The following is a 25,437-nucleotide window of genomic DNA, read 5'->3' on the forward strand; positions in this document are numbered from 1 at the left end:
CGGAGACCCGATTTCGCACAGCATGGAGGCGCACGTGACGCAGGGACCGCTGACCACCGAGGCCGGTGCCCCGGTTGCCGACAACCAGAACAGCGAGACCGCGGGCGTCGGCGGTCCCGTGCTCGTCCAGGACCAGCTCCTCCTGGAGAAGCTGGCCCACTTCAACCGGGAGCGCGTCCCGGAGCGCGTGGTGCACGCCCGCGGCGCCGGCGCGTACGGCACCTTCACGGTGACCGCCGACGTCACGCGGTACACGCGCGCCGCGTTCCTCTCCGAGGTCGGCAAGCAGACCGAGACGTTCCTGCGCTTCTCGACCGTGGCCGGCAACCTCGGTGCCGCGGACGCCGTCCGCGACCCGCGCGGCTTCGCGCTGAAGTTCTACACCGAGGAGGGCAACTACGACCTCGTCGGCAACAACACCCCGGTGTTCTTCATCCGGGACGCCATCAAGTTCCCCGACTTCATCCACACCCAGAAGCGCGACCCGTACACCGGTTCGACCGAGATGGACAACGTGTGGGACTTCTGGGGGCTGTCCCCGGAGTCCACGCACCAGGTGACCTGGGTCTTCGGCGACCGCGGCATCCCGGCGTCGTACCGCCACATGGACGGCTTCGGCTCGCACACCTACCAGTGGAACAACGAGGCCGGCGAGGTCTTCTGGGTCAAGTACCACTTCAAGACCGACCAGGGGATCAAGTGCCTCACCCAGGAGGAGGCCAACCGGCTCGCCGGTGAGGACCCCGACTCCCACCAGCGGGACCTGCGCCAGTCGATCGAGCGCGGCGACTTCCCGTCCTGGACCGTCGGCGTGCAGATCATGCCCGCCGCCGAGGCCGCCACGTACCGCTTCAACCCGTTCGACGTGACCAAGGTCTGGCCGCACGCGGACTACCCGGTCATCGAGATCGGCAAGCTGGAGCTCAACCGCAACCCGGAGAACGTGTTCGCCGAGGTCGAGCAGTCGATCTTCTCCCCGGCGCACTTCGTGCCCGGTATCGGTCCCTCCCCGGACAAGATGCTCCAGGGCCGGCTGTTCGCCTACGGCGACGCGCACCGCTACCGCGTCGGCATCAACGCCGACCACCTGCCGGTGAACCGCCCGCACGCCACCGAGGCGCGCACCAACTCCCGGGACGGCCACCTGTACGACGGCCGCCACAAGGGCGCGAAGAACTACGAGCCGAACAGCTTCGGCGGGCCGTTCCAGACGGACCGTCCGCTGTGGCAGCCGATCCCGGTCACCGGCGCGACCGGCGACGCCGCGGCGCCGCTGCACGCCGAGGACGACGACTTCGTGCAGGCCGGCGACCTCTACCGGCTGATGACGGAGGAGGAGAAGGGCCGCCTGATCGGCAACCTGGCCGGCGCGATCTCCCAGGTCTCGCGCGAGGACATCGTCGAGCGCGCGATCGGCAACTTCCGCAACGCCGACCCCGACTTCGGCAAGCGACTGGAGGCCGCGGTCCAGGCCCTGCGTGGCTGACCAGGAGAGGCGCGGTGCCCGTGCGGGGTTCGCCCGCACGGGCACCGACGCATGTCAGGCCGCCGGCACCGGCTGCCGGGCCGGGGACCAGCAGCGCAGGATGTCGCGGACCGAGACGATGCCGGCGGGCTCGTCGCGGTCCATGACGATCAGGTGGCGGAAGCCGCCGTGGGTCATGGCGCGGGCCGCTTCCTCCAGGGTCCAGGAGGGAGCGGCGAAGACGACGTCGGTGGTGGTGTGGGCGTGGGCCGGCTCGGCGTCGGGGCTCAGGCCCCGGCCGACGGCGTTGAGGATGTCGCGTTCGGTGAGGATGCCGAGGCCGCCGGCGTCCGGGTCGAGGACGACGGCCGCCCCGACGCGCCGGGCGGACATCAGTGCGGCTGCCTGCCGCAGGGTGTGTGCGGGGCCGATGGTGAGGACGACCGTGCTCATGGCGTCCCGGACGAGCATGGCGTGAGCCACCTCCTACGAGTTCCGGATCGGTCCACCCCCGCGCGCCGGGGGACGGCGGCGATCGCCCGTGAAGGGATTCACAAGTTCACAAGTGGGGGGATTCTCAGAGTCGCAGGCAAAGGGCGGGTCAACAAGAGGGCGTGCGCGGCGAATTCGGGCGCGCGGGCGAAGAGGAAGCGCGGGCGCGTGCGGCCAACGGGGGGCGCTCGCCGCGCCTCGGTCGCGCTGGGGCGCTCGGCGCACCGCCCCGCTTCAGTACCGCTCGTTCAGGTGATCCAGCAGCTCGTCGTGGAGCAGGCCGTTCGACGCGGCGGCGTTGCCGCTGTGCGGGCCCGGACGGCCGTCGAGCCCCGTGAAGCTGCCGCCCGCCTCGGTCACGATGATCGCGTTCGCCGCCATGTCCCACAGCGACAGCTCCGGCTCCGCGCACAGGTCGACCGAGCCCTCGGCGACCATCATGTACGGCCAGAAGTCGCCGTACGCGCGCGTGCGCCACACCTTGCGGGTCAGGTCGAGGAAGCCGTTCAGCCGGCCGCGCTCCTCCCAGCCGCCGAGCGAGGAGTACGCGAAGGAGGCGTCGGACAGCCGCGAGACGCCCGAGACGCGCAGCCGGGACGCCGAGGACAGGCTGCGCCCGGTGAACGCGCCGTGCCCCTTCGCAGCCCACCAGCGGCGGCCGAGCGCGGGGGCGGAGACCAGGCCGACGACGGGTTCGAAGCCCCCCTCACTCGCCTCCGTCAGCGCGATCAGCGTCGCCCAGACGGGCACCCCGCGCACATAGTTCTTGGTGCCGTCGATCGGGTCGACGACCCAGCGGCGCGGACCCGTGCCCTCGACGCCGTACTCCTCGCCGAGGACCGCGTCCCGCGGCCGGGCCCGCTGGAGCTGACCGCGGATCAACTCCTCGGCCGACTTGTCGGCCTCGCTCACCGGCGTCATGTCCGGCTTGGTCTCGACCTTGAGGTCGAGCGCCTTGAACCGGTCCATCGTCGCGGCATCGGCGGCATCCGCGAGGACGTGGGCGAGACGCAGGTCATCGAGATAGTCGGCCATGACTGCACGGTATCTTCCACGCTCGCGCCGGGGCCAGCAGGGCGGCCGGGGTGGCGGGGCCCGCGGGGCGGCGGGGCCGGGCCGCCGCGCGTCGAAGGTGCCTCCACGCCCCGCCCGTCCGAGGCCTTGACAGTACGTGCGGGGGCGTCAACTGTGGGCGACAGGAGTGGCCGTATCCGGGAGGCGACGATGCCTGCAGCGCGGGAGTCCCTGCTCGACGCCGCCTTCTCGGCGCTCGCGAACCGGCCGTGGCCCGGCGTGCGCATGGTGGACGTGGCCGCCGCGGCGGGCGTCTCCCGGCAGACGCTCTACAACGAGTTCGGCAGCAAGGAGGGACTCTCCCGCGCCTTGGTGCGGCGCGAGGCCGACGCCTATCTCGCCGGTGTCGAGCGCGTCCTCGCCACGCCCGCCGAGGGCCGTGAACGGCTCACCGGGCTCGCCGAGTGGACCCTGTCCGCCGCCCGCGGCAACCCCCTCGTACGCGCCATGCTCACCGGCTGCTGGGGCGAGCGGCTCCCCGCGCCGACGCTGTCGGCGGTGCCGTCGTCCTCCGCGGTGCCCGCGCAGCGGCGGGCCGACGGGCCGCTGCCCTCGCCCTCCGACTTCGTGACGCTGGTCCGCGACCGCACCGTGGCCGCGCTCTCCGGGCCCGGCGTCACGAAACTGGAGCTCCTGGAGATCGCCCGGTCCGCCGAGCTCGTGGTGCGGCTCTCGCTGTCGTGCGTCGCGGCGCCGCCGGGCGACGGCTCGGTCACCGACCTCGTCCGCACGGCGCTGCCACGCCAGTTGAGGTGAGGCCCGGGCAGGTGCTCCTCAGTGCGCGGAACCCGAGAGCTGGAGCCCGATCACGCCGATGATCACGAAACTGATCGACACGATCTTGAGCGTGGAGACCAGGTCGCCCAGGAACACCATGCCGTAGATCGCCGTGCCCGCCGCGCCGATGCCCGTCCACACCGCGTACGCCGGGCCCACGTCGAGCTTGCGCAGCGACAGGGTCAGCAGACCGAAGCTGCCGAGGGCGAAGCAGCAGAAGGCGATGGTGGGCCAGAGCCGGGTGAAACCGTGGGACAGCTTGAGGCACACGGCGAAGCCGGTCTCCAGGATCCCGGCGACGATGACCAGCAGCCACGCCATGTGCTGTCCCTCCGTAACTCCGCGTCCCGCGCCGCCGACCCCGCGCTCGCGCCGCTCCGCACGCCCTGTGACTGCTTCGTTCGGTTCGCCCGGCCGCGTCCGACCGGTGCGATTATGCCTTTACCGGCCGCGTACGGGTGCAAACACGATCTCGGTCATGCGCCGCGCACGCCGGGGGGAAACAGTTGTGCGAGGCGGCTCAGTCGCCCTCCGTGCGCTCCCGGGTCGCCAGCAGCCGGCGCAGCGAGTACAGCCGGGCCGGGTCGGCGTGGCCCTCGGCCACCCAGTCGTCCAGCGCGCAGTCCGGCTCGTCGTGGCTGCACGCGCGCGGGCAGTCCTCCGTGCCCGCCTCCAGGTCGGGGAAGGCGTGGATGACGCGGGACGGGTCGATGTGCGCGAGCCCGAACGACCGTACGCCCGGGGTGTCGACGACCCAGCCGCGGCCGCCCGCCAGCGGGAGCGCCAGCGCGGAGGTGGTGGTGTGCCGGCCGCGGCCCGTCACCGCGTTGACATGGCCCGTCGTACGCCGTCGCTCCTCGGGCACCAGCGCGTTGACCAGCGTTGTCTTGCCCACCCCGGAGTGCCCGACGAACGCCGTGACCTTGCCGTCCAGTTCGGCCCGTACGCGGTCGGCGGCGTCGCCGTTCTCCAGTTCCTCGCGGCTGGTGACGACGTACGGGATGTCCAGGTCGCCGTAGAGCTCGAGGAGTTGGTCCGGCGGGGCGAGGTCGGACTTGGTGAGGACGAGGAACGGGGTGAGGCCACCGTCGAACGCCGCGACCAGACAGCGGTCGATCAGCCGGGGGCGCGGCTCGGGGTCGGCGAGGGCGGTGACGATGGCGAGCTGGTCGGCGTTGGCGACGACCACGCGCTCGTAGGGATCGTCGTCGTCGGCCGTGCGGCGCAGCACCGAGGTGCGCTCCTCGATGCGGACGATGCGGGCGAGGGTGTCCTTGGCGCCGGACAGGTCCCCGACCAGGGCCACCCGGTCGCCGACGACCGCCGCCTTGCGGCCCAGTTCCCGGGCCTTCATCGCCAGCACGGTCCGGTCCTCGACCAGGCAGGTCAGCCGGCCCCGGTCGACGGTGAGGACCAGGCCCTCGGCCGCGTCCTCGTGCTTGGGCCTGATGTGGGTGCGCGGCCGGTTGCCCCTGCGGTTGGGGCGGCTGCGGATGTCGTCCTCGTCGGTGTGCTTGCCGTAACGGCGCATGGTCCCGGTCCGCCCGTCAGTTCCCGAGCATCCCGGCCCACAGTTCGGGGAAGTCCGGCAGGGTCTTGGCCGTCGTCGCCACGTTCTCGATCTCCACGCCCTCGACCGCCAGGCCGATGATCGCACCGGCCGTGGCCATGCGGTGGTCGTCGTAGGTGTGGAAGACCCCGCCGTGCAGCGGGCGCGGGCGGATGTGCAGCCCGTCGGCGGTCTCGGTGACGTCCCCGCCGAGTTCGTTGATCTCCTTGGTGAGCGCGGCCAGCCGGTCCGTCTCGTGCAGCCGCAGATGGGCGACGCCGCGCAGGGTCGACGGGGAGTCGGCGAGGGCGGCGACGGCCGCGATGCCGGGGGTCAGCTCGCCGACCTCGCCGAGGTCCACCTCGATGCCGTGCACGGCACCCGAACCGGTGAACTCCAGACCGCGCTCGGTCAGTTCGCAGGAGCCACCCATCTCGGTGAAGATCTCCCGCAGCCGGTCGCCGGGCTGGGTGGTGTGCTCGGGCCAGTCGGGGATGACGACCGTGCCGCCGGTGACCAGGGCGGCGGCGAGGAACGGCTGCGCGTTCGACAGGTCCGGCTCGATGGTCAGGTCCCGGCCGAGCAGCGCGCCGGGCGTCACCCGCCACACGTTGGGCTCGCCGCCCGACTCCGGGGTGTCCACCTGGGCGCCGACCGCGCGGAGCATGTCCACCGTCATCCGGATGTGCGGCAGGGACGGCAGCGAGGAGCCGGTGTGGCGGACCTCGACGCCCTGGTTGAAGCGCGGTGCGGAGAGCAGCAGCGCCGAGACGAACTGGGACGAGGAGGAGGCGTCGATCTCGACCGGGCCGCCGTCCAGGGCGCCGCCGCCGTGCACGGTGAGGGGAAGCGCGCCGCGGCCCTCGTCGTCGATGCGGGCGCCGAGGGCGCGCAGCGCGTCGATCACGCCGTGCAGGGGGCGTTCGTACGAGCGGGGGTCGCCGTCGAAGCGGACGGGGCCGTCGGCGAGGGTGGCGACGGGGGGGAGGAAGCGCATGACCGTGCCGGCGTTGCCGACGTCCACCGTGGCGGGGCCGTGGAGGGTGGAGGGGATGACGCGCCAGGCCTCGCCCGGGCCGGTGGCGGTGCCGGTGCCCGTGCCGGAGTCCACGTGGGTGGTCGCGGAGTTCGACGACACCGTCTCCTCGATGCCGACGCCCATCGCGCGCAGGGCGCCGGCCATGAGGAGGGTGTCGCGGGAGCGGAGGGGGCGGCGGAGCCAGCCGGGTTCGGAGGCGAGGGCGGCGAGGACGAGGGCGCGATTGGTGACCGACTTGGACCCCGGTACGTGGACCGTCGCGTCGACGGCTCCGCGCGCGTGGGGAGCGGGCCAGAGGGCGGTGTGGGCGGGGGTTGCGGTCATGGGGCGCAGTCTAGTGGCTGGGGGTGGGGGCGGATCTTGATCGCGTGAGGGTGATTCGCTCCCGTGCCCGTTGCAGGACGGCCCCCAGGGGGCTTCGCCCCGCGCACCCCCGAAGGGCTACTCGGATCAGAGTTCCAGGAGCCAGCGTGTGCCGCCCACCAGTGCGCACAGCGAGACCGCGTGGAAGAGGAACAGCCAGAGGGCCGGGGGGACGTTCGTGAGGCGGGAGAGCTGGTCGGCGTCGGAGTCGCCGGCGTTGCCGCGGCGGCGCTTGGCCTGGAGTTCGAAGGCCGGGCGTACGCCGCCGAGGAGCAGGAACCACACCACCGCGTACGCGAACGCCGCCTGCACCTGGGCACCGGTCAGCCACGACACCGCCAGGAACAGGCCGCCGGTGACGACCACCGTCAGGACGCCGTACGCGTTGCGGATCATCACGAGCATCACCAGCAGCAGTGCCGTCGCCAGCCACAGCAGTGCCGTGATGTGCCCGGCCGCGAGCAGCGCGGCGCCCCCGAGGCCCAGCAGCGGGGGAGCGGTGTAGCCCGCGGCGGCCGTCAGGATCATGCCGAGGCCGTGCGGCTTGCCCCGGCTCACCGTGAGACCGCTGGTGTCCGAGTGCAGGCGTATGCCCGTCAGCGTGCGCCCGCTGAGCAGCGCCACCAGACCGTGGCCGCCCTCGTGGGCGATGGTGATGGCGTTGCGCGAGACCCGCCAGACCCCGTGCGGGACGACGGCCGCCAGCGCGGCGGCCAGCGTGACCAGCACCACCCACAGATCCGGGTCGGGCTGGACGCCGAAGAGCCGGTCCCAGAGCTCCGGCAGCGAGGGGATGGCTTGACTGTTCATGATCGGTGGTGGCTCCGGGAGGTCGGGCCGGGCGGGGACGGCGCCCGGCGTCGTCGTTGAGGGGCGGCGGGCCGGCCTGGCAGTGTGGCACGTATGTGCGGACGGTATGCGGCGAGTCGTGGACCCGAGGATCTCGCAGGAATCTTTGAGATAGAGCTGGGGGTCCCGAACCCCCAGGAGGTGCAGGACCCCCAGGAGTCCACCGGGCCCCTCGTGCCCGACTACAACGTGGCCCCCACCAAGGAGGTCCTCGTCGTCCTCGACCGCCCCCTGAAGGACGCCGCCTCGCCGCGTCCGGTTCGCCAGCTGCGCCGGCTTCGCTGGGGGCTCGTGCCGGCCTGGGCGAAGTCGCCCGAGGGCGCGGCCCGGATGATCAACGCGCGGGCCGAGACCGTGCACGAGAAGCCCGCCTACCGCCAGGCCTTCGCCGCCCGGCGCTGCATCCTCCCCGCCGACGGCTACTACGAGTGGGTCACCGGCAGGGAGGAGCGGGACCTGGAGGTGGAGGGGAAGCGGAAGCGGGCGCGCAAGCAGCCGTACTTCGTGACGCCCGCCGACGGGTCGGTGTTCGCGATGGCCGGGCTGTACGAGTTCTGGCGCGACCGTACGCTCCCGGACGGGCATCCCCGGGCCTGGTGGGTGACGTGCTCCGTGATCACCACGGAGGCCGAGACCGCACCGCTCGCCGTGCCGCCGCAGGAGGGCCCCAAGGCGCTCGCCGACATCCACCCCCGCATGCCGCTGATGCTGACGCCGGACCGGTGGGACGCCTGGCTGGACCCGCGCCGCACCGACACCGCCGAGCTGCGCGAGCTGCTCGTGCCGCCGCCGGAGGGGCTCATGCGGGCGTACCCGGTAGGCACCGCGGTGAGCAACGTCCGCAACAACGGCCCCGAACTGCTGAAGGAACTGTCGGGCCCGGAGGAGGGCACGCTCTTCTGACCCGCTCCTCTGACCCGCTCCCGTGACCCCGCCGTCTCCCCTCCCCTCCCCTCCCCTCCCTCCGCCGCCGCCCCCGAGGCGGCACCATGGCCGGGTGACCACCCCCGCGACAGCCACCACGGAAACCGTCGACACACCGGCCGGACCCGCCCGTCTCACCTGGCACCCCGCCCGCGCCCCCCGCCTCGTCCTCGCCGTCGGCCACGGCGCGGGCGGTGGCATCGAGGCACGTGATCTGCGGGCGCTCGCCGCCGAACTGCCCCGCCACGGCGTGAGCGTGGCCCTCGTCGAGCAGCCCTGGCGGGTCGCCGGCAAGAAGGTGGCGCCGGCGCCGAAGACCCTGGACACCGCCTGGCGTGCCCTGTGGCCCGCGCTGGCCGCCCCCGGCCTCCCCGTGATCGCCGCGGGCCGCAGCGCGGGCGCCCGCGTCGCCTGCCGCACCGCCGGGGAGCTCGGCGCGCACGCCGTCCTCGCGCTGAGCTTTCCGCTGCACCCGCCGGGCCGTCCCGAGAAGTCCCGCGCCGCCGAACTGCTCGGGACCCGGGTCCCCACCCTCGTCGTCCAGGGCGGCAGGGACCCCTTCGGCCGGCCCGAGGAGTTCCCCGAAGGGCGTCACGAGCTCGTCGAGGTGCCGCACGCCGATCACGGCTTCGCCGTGCCCAAACGGGCGGAACTCGGCCAGGAGGAGGCCCTGGAGATCCTCGCGGCGGCCGTCGTGCGGTGGACCGCGTCACTCGGATGACGCCCGGGAATGCCGGGCGTGCGCCCCGCGTTGTGCGGATCGGACGGCGCCGACGGCGACCGGACGGCGTGGCGGAAGGCGTCCTCGCCGCCGGTACCGGACAGGAGCCACCACACGGCACGGCGCTACCGTGCCGACCGTCCGAGGAGAGGAAGTCCGCCGCATGGGTTCGACCATCTGCCCGAGCCGTCGCAGCAGCGCCGACCTGGATTGGACGGTTCTGCACGCGACGAAGACCGCCCCTGTTCGGGCGGCGGGCGGGCCGGATCGTCGTCTATCCTCCGATTCGAGTGGGACCGCTCTCGGTCCCGCACCGACACTCGAGGAGGTGGGTCCGGTCACCGGTACCGACGCAGGGACCGAAAACGGCCAGGCGGAGCAGCCCGAGGGCCGGGGCACGAGCACGGGTCCGGCCGGGGCGCCGGCCGCCGAGTCGACCGCGGAGCGCAGCGCGCGCTTCGAGCGGGACGCGCTCGAGTTCCTCGACCAGATGTACTCGGCCGCGCTGCGCATGACGCGCAACCCGGCCGACGCCGAGGACCTGGTGCAGGAGACGTACGCGAAGGCGTACGCGTCCTTCCACCAGTTCCGCGAGGGCACCAACCTGAAGGCCTGGCTCTACCGGATCCTCACCAACACGTTCATCAACTCGTACCGCAAGAAGCAGCGCGAGCCCCAGCGCAGCGCGGCCGAGGAGATCGAGGACTGGCAGCTCGCCCGCGCCGAGTCGCACATGTCGACGGGTCTGCGCTCCGCGGAGTCGCAGGCGCTCGACCACCTGCCCGACTCGGACGTGAAGTCGGCGCTGCAGGCGATCCCCGAGGAGTTCCGCATCGCCGTCTATCTCGCCGATGTAGAGGGCTTTGCCTACAAGGAGATCGCGGACATCATGGGGACACCCATCGGTACGGTGATGTCCCGGCTGCACCGGGGCCGCCGTCAACTGCGCGGCATGCTCGAGGACTACGCCCGTGAGCGCGGACTGGTCCCGGCCGGCGCCGGAGAGTCGAACGAAGCGAAAGGCTCGGGCTCATGAGCTGCGGAGAGCCGCACGAGACGGATTGCAGCGAGATCCTGGACCATCTCTACGAGTTCCTCGACCACGAGATGCCGGACTCCGACTGCACCAAGTTCGAGCACCACTTCGAGGAGTGCTCGCCGTGCCTGGAGAAGTACGGCCTGGAGCAGGCCGTGAAGAAGCTGGTCAAGCGTTGCTGCGGCCATGACGACGTGCCGACCGACCTGCGGTCCAAGGTCATGGGGCGGATCGACCTGATCCGCTCCGGCCAGACCGTGCCGGAGCACGACGTCGCGACGGGACCCCAGGAGAGCTGAGTCCCGACCGGCGGAACGCGTGCGGGGCGGCCCCGTGCCGGAGTACGGGGTCCCGCGCCCCTCGCACCCCGGTTCCGCCCCCCCGTACGACGCACGCACCGCCTCCCGCGCCGCCGCGCGCCCGGCGCGCACGCCTTCGCGCCGCTCCCCCCGCTCACGCGGCACTCCCCTCCACCACGGGCCTTACCGGGCCCGTCGATGGGTAACCCATGGGTAATGAGCGCCCGTCCGGCGGTACGTGGTTGGATGCGAGCAGGGCCACGTGCGGGGCCGTACGGGACCGCGCAGGACGGCGGCTCCGTGGCCACGCGGACGTCAGGGAAGCGACAGGCGGGAAGCGCAAGGACTGGCAGGCGGGAATCGTGAGGATCTTCGGCAAGGGACGGCACCGGCCCTCCGCCTCCTGGCGGCAGGCCACCGACCGCGCGTTCACGCTGATCGGGGACGGCCGCTACGAGGACGCGGGCGCGCTGCTGACCCGCGCCGCGGACCTGGAACCCTGGCTGTCGGAGTCGTGGTTCAACCTGGCCCTGCTGCACAAGTTCCGGCACGACTGGGAACAGGCGAGGGCGGCCGGGCTGCGGGCCGTGGCGCTGCTGGACCGCGAGGCGGGCGCTCCCGACTGGTGGAACGTCGGCATCGCGGCCACCGCCCTTCAGGACTGGCCGCTGGCCCGCCGCGCCTGGCAGGCCTACGGGCTGCACGTGCCCGGCGGTGCGAGCGTCGCCGGTGAGCCGGCCGGGATGGACCTGGGCAGCGCGGCCGTACGGCTGTCGCCCGAGGGCGAGGCCGAGGTGGTGTGGGGGCGCCGACTCGACCCCGCGCGGATGGAGGTGCTCTCCATTCCGCTGCCGTCCTCCGGGCGCCGCTGGGGCGAGGTCGTGCTGCACGACGGCGTGCCGCACGGGGAGCGGACCACGGCCGCCGGGCACGCCTTCCCCGTCTTCGACGAGATCGAGCTGTGGGCGCCCTCGCCGGTGCCGACGTGGGTGGTGCTCCTGGAGGCGGACACCGAGGCGGACCGCGACGCACTGGAGCGGCTCGCGGCCGACGCCGGGTACGCCGCCGAGGACTGGTCGTCGTCGGTGCGGCTGCTGTGCCGGCTGTGCTCGGAGTCCCGGATGCCCTCCGACGAGGGCGACGGCGAGCACCTCGACCCGCACGACCACAGCGAGCCCGGCCACCCCGGGCCGCTCGGCCACCGCACGGACGGCCAGCTCTGGGTGCCCGAACGCGAGTGCGGACTCGCGGCGCCCGCCGCGCTGGTGCGCGGACTGCTCGACGGCTGGGTCGCGGACTCCCCGGACTCGCGCGGCTGGCGGGATCTCGAAGAGGTCTGCTGAGCACTCGCCCCGAGCCGGGCTGAGCACTCGCCCCGAGCCGGGCTGAGCACTCGCCCCGGGCCGGGCGGCCGCTCCCCGTAGGCTATGCGGGACAACTCGGCGGTTCCCCCGCGGTTCCTCCGAGAAGACACAGTCCCCGAGAAGACACAGTCCCCGAGAAGACACAGTGCAGGAAGGCGTACGTCGGCCATGGCCCAGCAGGACACCGATCAGCAGCAGGCGGGCGTGCTCCCCGTCGACGACGAGGGGTACGTCATCGACACGGAGGACTGCGAGGAGCGTGAGGCCGCCTACCGCGAGCGCGGCACCTCCCGGCCGATCACCGTCGTCGGCAACCCGGTGCTGCACAAGGAGTGCAGGGACGTCACGGAGTTCGACGACGAGCTGGCGAAGCTGGTCGACGACATGTTCGCCAGCCAGCGCACCGCCGAGGGCGTGGGCCTGGCCGCCAACCAGGTCGGCGTCGACCTGAAGGTGTTCGTCTACGACTGCCCGGACGACGAGGGCGTGCGGCACGTGGGCGTCATCTGCAACCCCAAGCTCGTCGAACTCCCCGCGGAGCGGCGCCGGCTGGACGACAACAACGAGGGCTGCCTCTCCGTGCCGACCGCCTACGTCTCGCTGGCCCGCCCCGACTACGCCGAGGTGACCGGGCAGGACGAGAAGGGCAACCCGGTCCGGGTGCGCGGTACGGGCTACTTCGCGCGCTGCCTGCAGCACGAGACGGACCACCTGTACGGCTACCTGTACATCGACCGGCTGTCCAAGCGCGACCGCAAGGACGCGCTGCGGCAGATGGCCGAGAACGAGCCGCGCTACCCGATCGTGGCGAACGACTGACCCACGCACGACCGAAGCAGACCGAACACGACCGATTGTGATCGGAACAGGCTCGAACGAAGGCCGAAAGAAACCGTAATTGGCTGAATACCGCGGAGCTCACGCGGAGTCCGCGTAGAGCTCACGCGAGTTCGCGCGGTGTCCCTGACGCCCGGCCGGGAGATCCCTCCCCGGCCGGGCGTTGTTCGTCTGGGGGTTCACATGCCACTCGTGAAATGAACGCGGCAAATCCATTCCCAAAATGGTCAGTTGTGTAGCTGAATGGAAAGCGCGGGGATACGCAACGGCGCGCGCCCGGGCACGGGGGGAGCGGTGCGACGCCATCCGGCTGCTGAGAGGGGTTTGTTCGTGCCAGCTTTCCCACACAGCACTTCACTCACCACCACCGCGGTCACGGTTCCACCGGCGCTCGCGCTCCCGGTGATCGAGGCCGCGTTTCCCCGGCAACTGCACCCGTATTGGCCCCGGCTCCAGGAGAACACCCGTTCCTGGTTGCGGGAAAGGCGGCTCATGCCGGCGGAGAAGGTGCGCGAATATGCCGACGGTCTGTGCTACACGGATCTGATGGCCGGCTACTACCTCGGCGCCCCCGACGACGTCCTCCAGGCGATAGGGGACTACAGCGCCTGGTTCTTCGTCTGGGACGACCGCCACGACCGCGACGTGGTCCACCGCAGGTCCGCCGCCTGGCGCCGGCTGCGGATCCGGCTGCACACGGCGCTGGACTCACCCGCGTCCCATCTGCACCACGAGGACTCGCTGGTCGCGGCGTTCGCGGACAGCGTGCTCCGGCTCTACGCGTTCTGCGGACGGAACTGGAACGCCCGCTTCGCCCGGCACTTCCACGCCGTGATCGAGGCCTACGACCGGGAGTTCCACAACCGCCTCCGGGGCCGGGTCCCCACGGTCGAGGAATACCTCGAACTGCGCCGGCTCACCTTCGCCCACTGGATCTGGACCGACCTCCTGGAGCCGAGCGCGGGCCGGGAATTACCGGACCCCGTACGGAAACACCCCGCATACCGGCGGGCGGCCCTGCTCAGCCAGGAATTCGCCGCCTGGTACAACGACCTGTGTTCCCTTCCCAAGGAAATCGCCGGGAACGAGGTGCACAATCTCGGCATCAGCCTCGTACGGCACCGGGAAATGACACTTCCCGAAGCCGTCCGGGAACTCAGGCGGCGGATCACGGACTGCATCGACGAATTCCTGGTCGCCGAACGGGAGGCGCTGCGCTTCGCCGACACGCTCGACGACGGCACCGTCCCCGGAAAAGAACTCAGCATCGCCGTGAAATGCTGCGTCACCAATATGCGGAACTGGTTCAGCACCGTCTACTGGTTCCATCACGAATCCGGCCGGTACCGCGTCGACAGCTGGGAGGACCGCGCCACACCCCCGTACGTCACGAACGAAGCGGAAGGTGAGAAATGACCCTCGAATCGAGCATCCAGCCGGCCACGCCCGAGCCCCGCACCGCCGTCCCGCTGCCCGACCCGCCGCTCGCGGGCGGCGCCGTCCCGCTCCTCGGCCACGGCTGGAAACTGGTCCGCGACCCCCTCGGCTTCCTCTCGCGGCTGCGCGCCGACGGCGACGTCGTACGCCTCAGGCTCGGCCCGAAGACCGTGTACGCCGTCACCACCCCGGCGCTCACCGGCGCCGTTGCCCTCAGCCACGACTACAAGATCGGCGGCCCGCTCTGGGAGTCCCTGGAGGGCCTGCTCGGCAAGGAGGGCGTCGCCACCGCCAACGGGCCGACCCACCGGCGCCAGCGGCGCACCATCCAGCCCGCCTTCCGGCTCGACGTGATCCCCGAGTACGGGCCGATCATGGAGGAGGAGGCGCACGCCCTCACGACGCGCTGGCGCCCCGGCGAGACCGTCGACTGCACCTCCGAGTCCTTCCGCATCGCCGTGCGCATCGCCGCCCGCTGTCTGCTGCGCGGCGAGTACATGGACGAGCGCGCCGAACGGCTGTGCGTCGCCCTCGCCACCGTCTTCCGCGGCATGTACCGGCGCATGGTGATACCCGCCGGACCGCTCTACCGGCTGCCCCTCCCGGCCAACCGCGCATTCGACCGGGCACTGGCCGATCTGCACCTCCTGGTCGACGAGATCGTCGCCGAACGCCGGGCATCCGGTCAAAAGCCGGACGATTTGCTGACCGCATTGCTGGCGGCGAAGGACGGGAATGGCGAGCCCATCGGGGAACAGGAGATCCACGACCAGGTCGTCGCGATACTCACCCCCGGCAGCGAAACCGTGGCCTCCACGATCATGTGGCTGCTCCAGGTTCTCGCGGCCCACCCGGAACAGGCCGAAAAGGTCCGCGCGGAAGTCGAATCCGTCACCGGCGGCAGGCCCGTCGCATTCGCGGACGTACGCAGCCTCAGGCACACCAACAATGTCGTCGTCGAGGCGATGCGGCTGCGCCCCGCCGTATGGATTCTCACCCGCCGGGCGGTGACCGACACGGAACTCGGTGGCTACCGCATTCCGGCCGGGGCCGACATCGTCTACAGCCCGTACGCGATCCAGCGCGATGCGAAGTCCTACGACCACAACCTGGAGTTCGACCCCGACCGGTGGCTTCCGGAACGCGTCGGAAGCGTTCCCAAGCACGCCATGAGCCCGTTCAGCACGGGCAACCGCAAATGCCCCAGCGACCACTTCTCCATGGCGCAGCTCACGCTGATCACGGCCACGGTGGCCCGCACCTGGCACCTGGAGCAGGTGGCCGGCTCCAACGACGAGACCCGGGTGGGCATCACCCTGCGCCCGCACCGGCTGCTGCTGCGGCCCGTACGGAGGTGAGCCGGGGGCGCGTACGGCGGTGAGGCGCCCGGCGGGGGCGTGCGGGACGGGTGAACACCCGACGCGCACGCCCCCGCCGGCTGCGGCCGCCGTCCCCGGGCCCCGCTCAGGCCGCCGTCCCCGGGTCCTCGGCCCCGGCCACCGGTCCCGGTCCCGGCCCCCGGAACGTGCGCCGGTACGCCTGCGGGGTCGTCCCCAGCGCGCGCACGAACTGGTGCCGCAGCGCGGCCGCGTTGCCGAACCCGGTGCGGCCCGCGATCGCGTCCGTGGTCTCGTCCGTGCCCTCCAGCAGCCGCTGCGCCAGCAGCACCCGCTGGCGCAGGATCCAGCGGTACGGCGTCGTGCCCGTCTCCTGCTGGAAGCGGCGGGCGAAGGTACGCGGCGACATGTGGGCGCGGGCGGCGAGCTGCTCGACGGTGACCTCCTCGTCCAGGTGCCGCTCCATCCACACCAGCACCTCGCCCACGGTGTCGCACGGAGTGCGGGGCAGCGGGCGCTCGATGAACTGGGCCTGCCCGCCGTCCCGGTGCGGCGGCACCACCATCCGCCGGGCGATCCGGTTCGCCACCTCCGGCCCCTGCTCCTTGCGCACCAGGTGCAGACAGGCGTCGATCCCGGCGGCCGTACCGGCGGAGGTGATCACCGGGTCCTCGTCCACGTACAGCACGTCCGGCTCGACCCGCGCCCGCGGGTAACGCCGGGCCAGCGTGTCCGCGTGCCGCCAGTGCGCCGAGCAGCGCCGCCCGTCGAGCAGCCCGGCCGCGCCCAGTACGAAGACGCCGGAGCACACGCTGAGCACCCGGGCGCCCCGGCCGGCGGCGTCGCGCAGCGCACGGAGCAGCTCGGGCGGATAGGCGCGGCTCTCGAAGCCGTTCCCGGCGGGTACGGCGATCAGGTCGGCCTCGGCCAACCGCTCCAGGCCGTACGGCGTCGAGAACGTCAGCCCCGGCACATGGGTGCCCAGCCGCGGGCCCTCGGCGGAGACCACCGCGAAGTCGTACACGGGCAGCCCCTCGTCGCTCCGGTCGATGCCGAAGACCTCGCAGACGACGGCCAGCTCGAAGGGGTGGACGCCGTCCAGCATGACGGCGGCGACGTTGCGCAGCATGCGGACAAGTGTGCCTCGGCGATGGCAGGAAATCGAGGGTGTACGGCAGTCCTGCCACTGACGCGGAGGAGGCGGCGGCGCGAAGGTGGAGCACATGGACACGACGCACGCACAAGCACTCATCGGAATGGTGGCCGTCCTCGGCCTCCTGGCCCTCATCACCCTGCCCGCCCTGATCGGCGTCGTCCACGACTGGCGTGTGGACCGGCAGCTCAGGGCGGCGCGGGGACGGCAGGAGGCCGAGCGGGAGAGCGGTCAGAAGTCCTCGTCGAAGCCGACCGAGCCCTCCACCGCGACCTGGTACGCCGACGCCCGCCGCTCGAAGAAGTTGGTCAACTCCTGAACGCCCTGGAGCTCCATGAAGGAGAACGGGTTCTCCGCGCCGTACACCGGAGCGAAGCCGAGCCGGCTCAGCCGCTGATCGGCGACGCACTCCAGGTACTGCCGCATGGAGTCGGTGTTCATCCCCGGGAGGCCGTCACCGCACAGGTCGCGCGCGAACTGCAGCTCGGCCTCGACGGCCTCCGTAAGCATGTCGGTCACCTGCCGGCCCAATTCCTCGTCGAAGAGGTCCGGCTCCTCCTTGCGGACGGTGTCGACGACGTCGAACGCGAACGACATGTGCATCGTCTCGTCCCGGAACACCCAGTTGGTGCCGGTGGCCAGGCCGTGCAGCAGGCCCCGGCCGCGGAACCAGTAGACGTAGGCGAACGCGCCGTAGAAGAACAGCCCCTCGATGCACGCGGCGAAGCAGATCAGGTTGAGGAGGAAGCGTCGGCGGTCGGCCTTGGTCTCCAGGCGGTCGATCGACTCGACCGAGTCCATCCACCGGAAGCAGAACTCGGCCTTCTCCCGGATGGACGGGATGTTCTCCACGGCCGCGAAGGCGGCGGCCCGGTCGTCCGGGTCGGGCAGATAGGTGTCAAGGAGCGTCAGATAGAACTGGACGTGCACGGCCTCCTCGAAGAGCTGGCGGGACAGGTACAGCCGCGCCTCCGGGGAGTTGATGTGCTTGTACAGCGTCAGCACCAGGTTGTTCGCGACGATCGAGTCGCCGGTGGCGAAGAAGGCCACCAGGCGGCCGATCAGATGCTGCTCCTCGGGGCTGAGCCTCGCCAGGTCGGCGACGTCCGAGTGGAGGTCGACCTCCTCGACGTGCCAGGTGTTCTTGATGGCGTCCCGGTAGCGCTCGTAGAAGTCGGGATAGCGCATGGGGCGCAGGGTGAGCTCGAAGCCCGGGTCGAGCAGGTTCTTGGTGGGGTTCGCGGGGGTCTCGGTGGACATCACTGGCAGGCCTCGCAGGACTCGGGGTTTTCCAGGGAGCAGGCGACCGCTTCGGGGTCCGGAGCGGCCGGTGCGGCGGGGGCGGTGGCCGCGGTGGCCCGTGCCGCGCGGGCGATACGGGTGGCCGGGCGGGAGCGCAGGTAGTACGTCGTCTTCAGCCCGGACCTCCAGGCGTAGGCGTACATGGAGGAGAGCTTCCCGATGGTCGGCGTCTCCAGGAACAGGTTCAGCGACTGGGCCTGGTCGAGGTACGGGGTGCGGGCGGCGGCCATGTCGATCAGGCCGCGCTGCGGGATCTCCCAGGCGGTGCGGTACAGCGCGCGCACGTCCTCGGGGATCCAGGAGAAGCCCTGCACCGAGCCGTTCGCCTCGCGCAGCGCCTCCCGGGTGCGCGCGTCCCACACGCCGAGTCGCTTGAGGTCGTCCACCAGGTACGAGTTGACCTGGAGGAACTCGCCCGACAGCGTCTCGCGTTTGAACAGGTTGGACACCTGCGGCTCGACGCACTCGTAGACACCGGCGAGCGAGGCGATGGTCGCGGTCGGCGCGATGGCAAGCAGCAGCGAGTTGCGCAGCCCGGTCGTCGCCATGCGTTCCCGCAGCGCGGCCCAGCGCTCCGGCCAGGTGTGCTCGACGCCGTAGTGGTCGGGGTGCAGTACGCCCCGGGCCGTACGGGTCTTCTTCCAGGCCGGCGCGGGGCCGTGGCGCTCGGCGAGGTCGGCGGAGGTCTCGTACGCGGCGAGCATGATCCGCTCGGCGATGCGGGTGGACAGGGCCTTCGCCCCGGGGGAGTCGAAGGGCAGGCGCAGCCGGAAGAACACGTCCTGGAGCCCCATGGCACCGAGCCCCACCGGGCGCCAGCGGGCGTTGGAGCGGCCCGCCTGCTCGGTCGGGTAGAAGTTGATGTCGACGACCCGGTCGAGGAAGGTCACGGCGGTGCGGACGGTGGCGTCCAGCCGCTCCCAGTCGAGGTCCCCGTCCCGGACGAACGCGCCGAGGTTGACCGAGCCCAGATTGCAGACCGCCGTCTCCCCGTCGTCCGTGACCTCCAGGATCTCCGTGCAGAGGTTCGAGGAGTGGACGACGTGGCCGGGCTCGGCGGTCTGGTTCGCGGTCCGGTTGGCGGTGTCCTTGAAGGTCATCCAGCCGTTGCCGGTGCTCGCGAGCGTACGCATCATGCGGCCGTACAGCTCACGGGCGGGCAGTGTCCTCCGGGCGAGCCCCGCCTCCTCCGCCCTGCGGTAGGCGACGTCGAACTCGGCGCCCCACAGGTCGGTCAGCTCCGGCACGTCGGCGGGGGAGAACAGCGACCAGGTGCCGTCGGCGTCCACCCGGCGCATGAACTCGTCCGGGATCCAGTGCGCGAGGTTCAGGTTGTGCGTGCGGCGGGCGTCCTCGCCGGTGTTGTCCCGCAGCTCCAGGAACTCCTCGACGTCCGCGTGCCAGGTCTCCAGGTAGACCGCCGCCGCGCCCTTGCGCCGGCCGCCCTGGTTCACGGCGGCCACCGAGGCGTCCAGCGTCTTCAGGAACGGGACGATGCCGTTGGAGTGCCCGTTGGTGCCGCGGATCAGCGAACCCCGGGCGCGGACGCGGGAGTAGGCGATGCCGATGCCGCCGGCGTGCTTGGAGAGCCGGGCGACCTGGTGGAGGCGGTCGTAGAGGGAGTCCAGCTCGTCCTTGGGGGAGTCCAGGAGGTAGCAGGACGACATCTGGGCGTGCCGGGTGCCGGAGTTGAAGAGGGTGGGGGAGGAGGGGAGGTAGTCCAGGCGGCTCATCAGGCCGTACAGGGCGGCGACCTCGTCCACGGACCGCGTGCTGTCGTCCTCGGCGAGTCCGCAGGCGACCCGCAGCAGGAAGTGCTGCGGCGTCTCGACGGCCTTGCGGGTGAGCGGGTGGCGCAGCAGATAGCGGCTGTGCAGGGTGCGCAGGCCGAAGTAGCCGAAGCGGTCGTCGGCGTCCGGGTCGATCAGCGCGTCCAGGCGGTCCGCGTGCAGCCGTACGAACGCGGCGGTGCGGTCGGCGATCAGGCCCTCGCGGTGGCCGGTGGCGACGGAGTCGGTGAAGGAGACGACGCCCTGCGAGGCGGCCTCGGCGCGGATGCCGAGGGTCAGCAGCCTGGCGGCCAGCCGGGAGTGGGCCGGGTCCTCGGAGATCAGCCCGGCGGCCGCCTCCGTGGCCAGCTCGCGCAGCTCGGCCTCGTCGGCGTGGGCGGACCGGCCGCGCAGGGCCGCGGCGGCGACCCGGCCGGGGTCGGCGCCCTGGAGGTCGACGGTCAGCGCGGTGAGGGTGCGCAGCAGGGCGGCGCCGGGGCCGTCGGGTTCCCCGACCGCCGGGGGCGCCGGGGCGGGAACCGCCGGGGCGATGGTCATGGGTGCTCTCCCTCGTTCGGCACGGGCCATGACGAGGACAGGGAGCAACACGGTGGCGCGCGGGTGCGCCGGGTCGCGTCCCCGGCCCATTCCACGAGGCCCGGACGTCGGGCACCCGGCCGGACGGCCGGGCGCACTGCCGGCAGGTCCTCGGACTCACCTCGACGCGCGTACGCGTGGATACACCGTTGCGGGACAGCTCCGGATTCACACCGGATTCCCCTGCGGCGGCAGCGTGCTGAGCATACATGTTGTGGCGGACGGCCGGTTGAGGGACCAGATGTTGTGTCGGACGCGGGCAGGGAGTCTCGGGAGGGCGGCCCGGCACGAATCCCGGGGAGGCGGCCCACGCGCGAACCCCGGGGAGGCGGCGCACGCACCAAGGCCGCGACCGCCCCCGAGGGGCAGCCGCGGCCTTCCGCGCACGTGGCGCGTATCGCGACGACTAGTGCGACGTCCCCGCCGTCGCCGGCGGGAGCTCCGGCTCGACGCCGGCGTCGCCGACGTCCACCGTGTAGTCGTCCGCCGTCGTCTCGTCGACGCCCTCCGGCGCCTTCGCCGCCCGCAGGACGAACGTCAGCACCACCGTCACCACCACGTTCAGCACGAACGCGGTCAGACCGATGTAGCCGATCTCCCCGATGCCGGGGATCTCGTCCGAGGACCCGCCGAAGTGCTTCTGCGTCGGCGAGGCCACGCCGTACGCGGCCACCGTGCCGTACACCATGCCGACCGCCCAGCCGGCCAGCAGCGCCCAGCGGTGGAACCAGCGGGTGAACAGGCCGCCCACCAGCGCGGGGAACGTCTGCAGGATCCAGATGCCGCCGAGCAGCTGGAAGTTGATCGCCACCGTCTTGTCCATCGTCAGGACGAAGACCAGCGCGCCCACCTTGACCAGCAGCGAGACGAACTTGGAGACCTGGGCCTCCTGCTTCGGCGTCGCGTCCGGCTTGATGAAGTCCTTGTAGATGTTGCGGGTGAAGAGGTTCGCCGCCGCGATCGACATGATCGCCGCCGGCACCAGCGCGCCGATCCCGATGGCCGCGAAGGCCACACCCGCGAACCAGTCGGGGAACATGTTCTCGAACAGCTGCGGGATGGCCAGCTGGCCGTTCTTCACGGAGATCCCGTCCGCGATCGCCATGAAGCCCAGCAGCGCCAGCAGACCCAGCATCAGCGAGTACAGCGGCAGGATCGTGGTGTTGCGCCGGATCACCTCACGGCTGCGCGAGGAGAGCGTCGCCGTGATCGAGTGCGGGTACATGAACAGTGCCAGCGCCGAGCCGAGCGCGAGCGTGGCGTACGTCCACTGTCCGCCTGCGGCCGGGATCACGCCGCCCGCGCCCGCCTTCGCGAACTTCTCGCCCGCCGAGGCGAAGATGTCGTCGAAGCCGCCGAGCTTGATCGGGATGTAGATGATCGCGACCGCGATGACGATGTAGATGAGCGCGTCCTTGACGAACGCGATCAGCGCGGGGGCCCGCAGTCCGGAGGAGTACGTGTACGCGGCCAGGACGCCGAAGGCGATCAGCAGCGGCAGGTCCTTCACGAACCAGTTGGTGTTCTCGCCCCCGCCCACGCCCATCACGTCGAGCACCGCCTGGATGCCGACGAGCTGGAGCGCGATGTACGGCATCGTCGCCAGGATGCCGGTCACGGCCACCGCGAGCGAGAGCCCCTTGGAGCCGAACCGCCCGCGCACGAAGTCGGAGGTGGTGACGTACCCGTGCCGGTGGCTGACGGACCACAGGCGCGGCAGGAAGGTGAAGACCAGCGGGTACACCAGGATGGTGTACGGCACGGCGAAGAACCCGGAGGCGCCCGCCGCGTAGATCGCGGCCGGGACGGCCACGAAGGTGTACGCGGTGTAGAGGTCGCCGCCCAGCAGGAACCAGGTGATCCAGGTGCCGAACGACCGTCCGCCCAGACCCCATTCGTCCAGGCTGTGCTCGTTCTCGGCCTTGCGCCAGCGGGCCGCGAGGAAGCCCATCGCGGTGACCAGCACGAAGAAGAAGATGAAGACGCCGAGTGCGACGCCGTTCACGCCGTCCTTCATTCCGCCGCACCTCCCTTCGAGGAGGCCGCCGAGGCCGCGGAGGCGTCACGGGAGGCCCGCCCGCGCTGGTCGAACTGCCACAGCTTGTAGGCGGTCACCGTCAGCACGGTGGAGATGAGCACCCACAGCATCTGGTACCAGTAGAAGAACGGGATGCCGATGAACGTCGGGTCGGTCTTGGCGTACGAACCGACCCACAGCATCGCCACGAACGGCGCGACGAGGCAGAGGCCGATGGCGACCCGCAAGGGCGTCACCACCCCTCTGCCGACTCCTGGGGCATCTGACATGTGCGGCTCCGTCCCCTCGCTGGTCAACCGGGCAATGCGCAGGGAAATCTAGGTCACCGCGTCCAGGGAACGGAACCCTTGTCCGCATAACGGTTGGGGAAGGCGACGAAAAGGGGACAGGTGGTCACGGTAGGTCACGCACCCGTCCCGAACATGGCGTGAGCCCGGGAGCCGCTCAGTCCAGCGGCCGCTTGAGCCGAGCCACGAACTTGTACCGGTCGCCCCGGTACACCGACCGCACCCACTCCACCGGCCGGCCCTCCTTGTCCAGGGAGTGGCGGGAGAGCATCAGCATCGGCAGCCCCACGTCCGTGCCGAGCAGCCCGGCCTCGCGCGGCGTGGCCAGCGACGTCTCGATCGTCTCCTCGGCCTCCGCGAGGTGGATGCCGTAGACCTCGGCCAGCGCGGTGTAGAGCGAGGTGTACTTCACCAGCGAGCGGCGCAGCGCCGGGAAGCGCTTGGCCGACAGATGGGTCGTCTCTATGGCCATCGGCTCGGCGTTGGCCATGCGCAGCCGTTCGATGCGCAGCACCCGGCCGCCGGCGGTGATGTCGAGGAGCTCCGCGAGCCGGTCGTCGGCGGTGATGTACCCGATGTCCAGGAGCTGGGAGGTGGGCTCCAGGCCCTGTGCGCGCATGTCCTCGGTGTACGAGGTCAGTTGCAGGGCCTGCGACACCTTCGGCTTGGCCACGAACGTGCCCTTGCCCTGGATGCGCTCGAGCCGTCCCTCGACGACGAGTTCCTGCAGCGCCTGGCGCACGGTCGTGCGCGAGGTGTCGAACTCCGAGGCCAGCGTGCGCTCGGGCGGGACCGGGGTGCCGGGCGGCAGGGTGCGGGTCATGTCGAGCAGGTGCTTCTTCAGGCGGTAGTACTTCGGCACGCGCGCCGTACGGACGGGTGCTCCGCCCTCGCTCTCCGCACTGCTGACGTCGGTGCTCATGCTCCGCCTTCCCGGCTCGGTGCCGCGGGGGCCGACGGGTCCCGCCGGTCACGGCTCACATCGTGGCACGGCTTCGTGTGGGTGACTCCACACGTTCCGTGAGGGGATCCCGCGCACGCGTGCCGGGGACCTCCTTTGTATACCGCCAGCCGACCGCGGTGGTCTAGTCCACCGTCCGCCCAGTGGTCCACCCAGTGGTACACCCACCGGAACCGCTGCCGACCTGGCCTTTTCGCATCCTTCCTACGTAAAGGTTCTTGCATATGTAGGTCCCATAACGGACGCCTCACGCGGGCTCCAACGCCCTTGACACTCCTATTGGTCCGGGCCAAGCTCCCCCTACTGGTCTACACCACTGGACCAGGTCCCGGCCCCACGGGCAACGCACGTACGCGGCACGTCGCCGCGCAGCACTTCGTCGCGGCACGCCGAGGGGGACAGGGGGGTTCGTGGCATCCCTGAGGAGGGTGGCGTGAAGCGCAAGCTGACAGCCGCGATCGGTATCGCGGGCATGATGGTCTCCATCGCGGCGTGCGGGGGCAGTGACGACGGGGACTCGGCCAAGGGCGCGGACGCCAAGGAGCTGACCGTCTGGCTCACGGTGGACGCGCAGAACAACTGGCCGGCGCTGGTCAAGGCCGCCGACAAGGCGGTGCAGAAGAAGCACCCCGGCATCAAGATCAAGCACGAGTACTACGGCTGGCCCGACAAGAACACCAAGCTCGACGCCGTCCTCGCCACCGACAAGGCGCCGGACGTGGTCGAGATGGGCAACACCGAGATGCTCGGTTACATGGTCAAGGGCGCCTTCGCCCCCGTCGACGCGGCGAAGTTCGACAACTCCGACGCCTGGCTGGACGGCCTGAAGGCCTCCGTCACCTACGAGGGCAAGACCTACGGCGTGCCGTACTACGCCGGCGGCCGCGTCGCCAACTGGCGCAAGGACGTGGCGGCTTCGGTCGGGGTCAAGACGCCCCCGAAGACGTACAAGGAGCTGACCGCCGCCCTCGACAAGATCCAGAAGAAGGAGGGCTCGAAGTTCAGCGCCTGGTACCAGCCCACCCGTGACTGGTACGCGGCCATGTCCTTCGTCTACGACGCGGGCGGCTCCATCGCCAAGGAGGACGGCGGCACCTGGAAGGCCAACCTCTCCTCGCCCGAGTCCCTCAAGGGCCTGAACGAGTTCAAGAACGTCGTCGACACGTACATGCACGGCGACAAGACCAAGGACGAGTCCGACCGTTACATCGTCTACGGCCAGGGCAAGTCGGCGATGATCTTCGGTGCGGCGTGGGAGGGCGCAACCTCGGCCGACCCGAAGAACGACAAGACCGGCAAGCTCAAGGACAACCTCGAGAACTTCGTGATGCCGGGTCCGTCCGGCAAGAACATGCCCGTCTTCCTGGGCGGTTCGGACCTCGCGATCCCGGTGAAGTCCAAGGCGCAGGGCGTGGCCGCCGAGTGGATCAACGCGTTCACCGGCAAGGACGGCCAGAAGGGCCTGATCGCCAAGGGCAACCTGCCCAACAACAAGACCGACCTCGCGACCCTGAAGGACGACCCGGCCACCGCGGTCCCGGCCACCGCGGCCGAGTCCAACTGGTTCGTGCCGATGGCGCCCGGGTGGGGCCAGGTCGAGAAGGCGCAGGTGCTCCAGACGATGCTGCAGAACATCGGCACCGGCAAGAAGTCCGTCGAGGCCGCCGCCAAGGAGGCGGACGCCGCGATCGACAAGGTCATCAACACGAAGTGACCCGGCAGGGGCCCCGTCGACGGCGACGGGGCCCCGCCCGGCGTGCGCGGCGG

24 protein-coding genes and 1 riboswitch are annotated in these 25,437 nt (G+C 71.3%); of the genes, 12 read left to right on the plus strand and 12 right to left on the minus strand.

Features of this window, described 5'->3' with window-relative positions; all coding sequences use genetic code 11:
- Positions 1 to 34: 34 nt before the first annotated feature.
- Positions 35 to 1,486 (plus strand): catalase, encoded by a 1,452-nt coding sequence (locus tag OIE12_RS21840; protein WP_329137852.1) that lies wholly within the window; start codon positions 35 to 37, stop codon positions 1,484 to 1,486.
- Positions 1,487 to 1,540: 54 nt separating this feature from the next.
- On the opposite strand, the gene OIE12_RS21845 is transcribed toward OIE12_RS21840, so the two are convergent.
- Positions 1,541 to 1,936 carry a CBS domain-containing protein gene (locus OIE12_RS21845; protein WP_329137854.1) on the minus strand — a complete coding sequence of 132 codons (396 nt, stop codon included), beginning with the start codon at positions 1,934 to 1,936 and terminating at the stop codon, positions 1,541 to 1,543.
- A 255-nt stretch (positions 1,937 to 2,191) separates the two neighbouring features.
- A complete protein-coding gene (gene hisN / locus OIE12_RS21850) occupies positions 2,192 to 2,992 on the minus strand; it encodes a histidinol-phosphatase (protein ID WP_329137855.1) in 801 nt (266 codons plus the stop codon).
- A gap of 189 nt (positions 2,993 to 3,181) precedes the next feature.
- Between hisN and OIE12_RS21855 the strand changes: the two genes are divergently transcribed.
- The gene (locus OIE12_RS21855; RefSeq protein WP_329137857.1) at positions 3,182 to 3,787 is read left to right on the plus strand and encodes a TetR/AcrR family transcriptional regulator; all 606 of its coding nucleotides are present in this window, start codon (positions 3,182 to 3,184) and stop codon (positions 3,785 to 3,787) included.
- An 18-nt stretch (positions 3,788 to 3,805) separates the two neighbouring features.
- Here the strand turns inward: OIE12_RS21855 and OIE12_RS21860 are convergent, their stop codons facing one another.
- The 4 genes from OIE12_RS21860 to OIE12_RS21875 form a co-directional block, all read right to left on the minus strand.
- Entirely contained in the window at positions 3,806 to 4,129 is a 324-nt protein-coding gene (locus OIE12_RS21860) for a DMT family transporter (protein ID WP_030379358.1), read from the minus strand.
- 199 nt (positions 4,130 to 4,328) lie between these two features.
- The gene (rsgA, locus tag OIE12_RS21865; RefSeq protein WP_329137859.1) at positions 4,329 to 5,339 is read right to left on the minus strand and encodes a ribosome small subunit-dependent GTPase A; all 1,011 of its coding nucleotides are present in this window, start codon (positions 5,337 to 5,339) and stop codon (positions 4,329 to 4,331) included.
- Positions 5,340 to 5,355: 16 nt separating this feature from the next.
- Entirely contained in the window at positions 5,356 to 6,720 is a 1,365-nt protein-coding gene (gene aroA / locus OIE12_RS21870) for a 3-phosphoshikimate 1-carboxyvinyltransferase (RefSeq protein ID WP_329137861.1), read from the minus strand.
- A 126-nt stretch (positions 6,721 to 6,846) separates the two neighbouring features.
- Positions 6,847 to 7,569, minus strand: a complete 723-nt coding sequence (locus tag OIE12_RS21875; protein ID WP_329137863.1) for a M50 family metallopeptidase — start codon at positions 7,567 to 7,569, stop codon at positions 6,847 to 6,849.
- Positions 7,570 to 7,662: 93 nt separating this feature from the next.
- Between OIE12_RS21875 and OIE12_RS21880 the strand changes: the two genes are divergently transcribed.
- The 8 genes from OIE12_RS21880 to OIE12_RS21915 all read left to right on the plus strand — a co-directional run bounded on the left by OIE12_RS21880 (position 7,663) and on the right by OIE12_RS21915 (position 15,584).
- Positions 7,663 to 8,511 (plus strand): SOS response-associated peptidase, encoded by an 849-nt coding sequence (locus OIE12_RS21880; protein WP_329137865.1) that lies wholly within the window; start codon positions 7,663 to 7,665, stop codon positions 8,509 to 8,511.
- Between the two features lie 94 nt (positions 8,512 to 8,605).
- Positions 8,606 to 9,253, plus strand: coding sequence for an alpha/beta hydrolase family protein (locus OIE12_RS21885; RefSeq protein WP_329137867.1), 648 nt, complete (start codon positions 8,606 to 8,608; stop codon positions 9,251 to 9,253).
- Positions 9,254 to 9,581: 328 nt separating this feature from the next.
- Positions 9,582 to 10,289, plus strand: coding sequence for an RNA polymerase sigma factor SigR (sigR, locus tag OIE12_RS21890; RefSeq protein ID WP_030379364.1), 708 nt, complete (start codon positions 9,582 to 9,584; stop codon positions 10,287 to 10,289).
- Positions 10,286 to 10,588: a mycothiol system anti-sigma-R factor gene (rsrA, locus tag OIE12_RS21895; protein WP_329137870.1), complete on the plus strand. Its 303-nt coding sequence runs from the start codon at positions 10,286 to 10,288 to the stop codon at positions 10,586 to 10,588. The genes sigR and rsrA overlap by 4 nt, the downstream gene beginning before the upstream one ends.
- A gap of 362 nt (positions 10,589 to 10,950) precedes the next feature.
- On the plus strand, positions 10,951 to 11,931 hold the full coding sequence (locus OIE12_RS21900) for a tetratricopeptide repeat protein (RefSeq protein WP_030379366.1): 981 nt from the start codon (positions 10,951 to 10,953) through the stop codon (positions 11,929 to 11,931).
- A 189-nt stretch (positions 11,932 to 12,120) separates the two neighbouring features.
- The gene (gene def / locus OIE12_RS21905) at positions 12,121 to 12,771 is read left to right on the plus strand and encodes a peptide deformylase (RefSeq protein WP_329137872.1); all 651 of its coding nucleotides are present in this window, start codon (positions 12,121 to 12,123) and stop codon (positions 12,769 to 12,771) included.
- Between the two features lie 348 nt (positions 12,772 to 13,119).
- The gene (gene cyc1, locus OIE12_RS21910) at positions 13,120 to 14,205 is read left to right on the plus strand and encodes an epi-isozizaene synthase (RefSeq protein WP_329137874.1); all 1,086 of its coding nucleotides are present in this window, start codon (positions 13,120 to 13,122) and stop codon (positions 14,203 to 14,205) included.
- Positions 14,202 to 15,584 (plus strand): bifunctional albaflavenone monooxygenase/terpene synthase, encoded by a 1,383-nt coding sequence (locus OIE12_RS21915; protein WP_329137877.1) that lies wholly within the window; start codon positions 14,202 to 14,204, stop codon positions 15,582 to 15,584. The genes cyc1 and OIE12_RS21915 overlap by 4 nt, the downstream gene beginning before the upstream one ends.
- Positions 15,585 to 15,690: 106 nt before the next feature.
- On the opposite strand, the gene OIE12_RS21920 is transcribed toward OIE12_RS21915, so the two are convergent.
- Positions 15,691 to 16,692: a helix-turn-helix domain-containing protein gene (locus OIE12_RS21920; protein WP_329137879.1), complete on the minus strand. Its 1,002-nt coding sequence runs from the start codon at positions 16,690 to 16,692 to the stop codon at positions 15,691 to 15,693.
- A gap of 94 nt (positions 16,693 to 16,786) precedes the next feature.
- Between OIE12_RS21920 and OIE12_RS21925 the strand changes: the two genes are divergently transcribed.
- Positions 16,787 to 17,035 (plus strand): hypothetical protein, encoded by a 249-nt coding sequence (locus OIE12_RS21925; protein ID WP_329137880.1) that lies wholly within the window; start codon positions 16,787 to 16,789, stop codon positions 17,033 to 17,035.
- Here OIE12_RS21925 and OIE12_RS21930 read toward each other — a convergent pair.
- The 5 genes from OIE12_RS21930 to OIE12_RS21950 all read right to left on the minus strand — a co-directional run bounded on the left by OIE12_RS21930 (position 16,948) and on the right by OIE12_RS21950 (position 23,631).
- Positions 16,948 to 17,976: a ribonucleotide-diphosphate reductase subunit beta gene (locus tag OIE12_RS21930; protein WP_329137883.1), complete on the minus strand. Its 1,029-nt coding sequence runs from the start codon at positions 17,974 to 17,976 to the stop codon at positions 16,948 to 16,950. The genes OIE12_RS21925 and OIE12_RS21930 overlap by 88 nt on opposite strands.
- Positions 17,976 to 20,345 carry a ribonucleoside-diphosphate reductase subunit alpha gene (locus OIE12_RS21935; protein WP_329137885.1) on the minus strand — a complete coding sequence of 790 codons (2,370 nt, stop codon included), beginning with the start codon at positions 20,343 to 20,345 and terminating at the stop codon, positions 17,976 to 17,978. Before OIE12_RS21935 ends, OIE12_RS21930 begins: the two co-directional genes overlap by 1 nt.
- A 124-nt stretch (positions 20,346 to 20,469) precedes the next feature.
- A riboswitch (cobalamin riboswitch) is annotated at positions 20,470 to 20,592 on the minus strand.
- A 198-nt stretch (positions 20,593 to 20,790) separates the two neighbouring features.
- On the minus strand, positions 20,791 to 22,401 hold the full coding sequence (gene mctP / locus OIE12_RS21940; protein ID WP_329137886.1) for a monocarboxylate uptake permease MctP: 1,611 nt from the start codon (positions 22,399 to 22,401) through the stop codon (positions 20,791 to 20,793).
- Positions 22,398 to 22,691, minus strand: a complete 294-nt coding sequence (locus tag OIE12_RS21945) for a DUF3311 domain-containing protein (protein ID WP_329137888.1) — start codon at positions 22,689 to 22,691, stop codon at positions 22,398 to 22,400. Before OIE12_RS21945 ends, mctP begins: the two co-directional genes overlap by 4 nt.
- Positions 22,692 to 22,866: 175 nt before the next feature.
- Entirely contained in the window at positions 22,867 to 23,631 is a 765-nt protein-coding gene (locus OIE12_RS21950; RefSeq protein ID WP_030379374.1) for a GntR family transcriptional regulator, read from the minus strand.
- A gap of 472 nt (positions 23,632 to 24,103) precedes the next feature.
- On the opposite strand from OIE12_RS21950, the gene OIE12_RS21955 reads away from it, so the two are divergent.
- Positions 24,104 to 25,384, plus strand: a complete 1,281-nt coding sequence (locus OIE12_RS21955) for an extracellular solute-binding protein (protein ID WP_329137891.1) — start codon at positions 24,104 to 24,106, stop codon at positions 25,382 to 25,384.
- Positions 25,385 to 25,437 lie beyond the last annotated feature (53 nt).

Source organism: Streptomyces sp. NBC_00670 (genome assembly GCF_036226765.1).
In the GTDB taxonomy this organism is placed as follows: domain Bacteria; phylum Actinomycetota; class Actinomycetes; order Streptomycetales; family Streptomycetaceae; genus Streptomyces.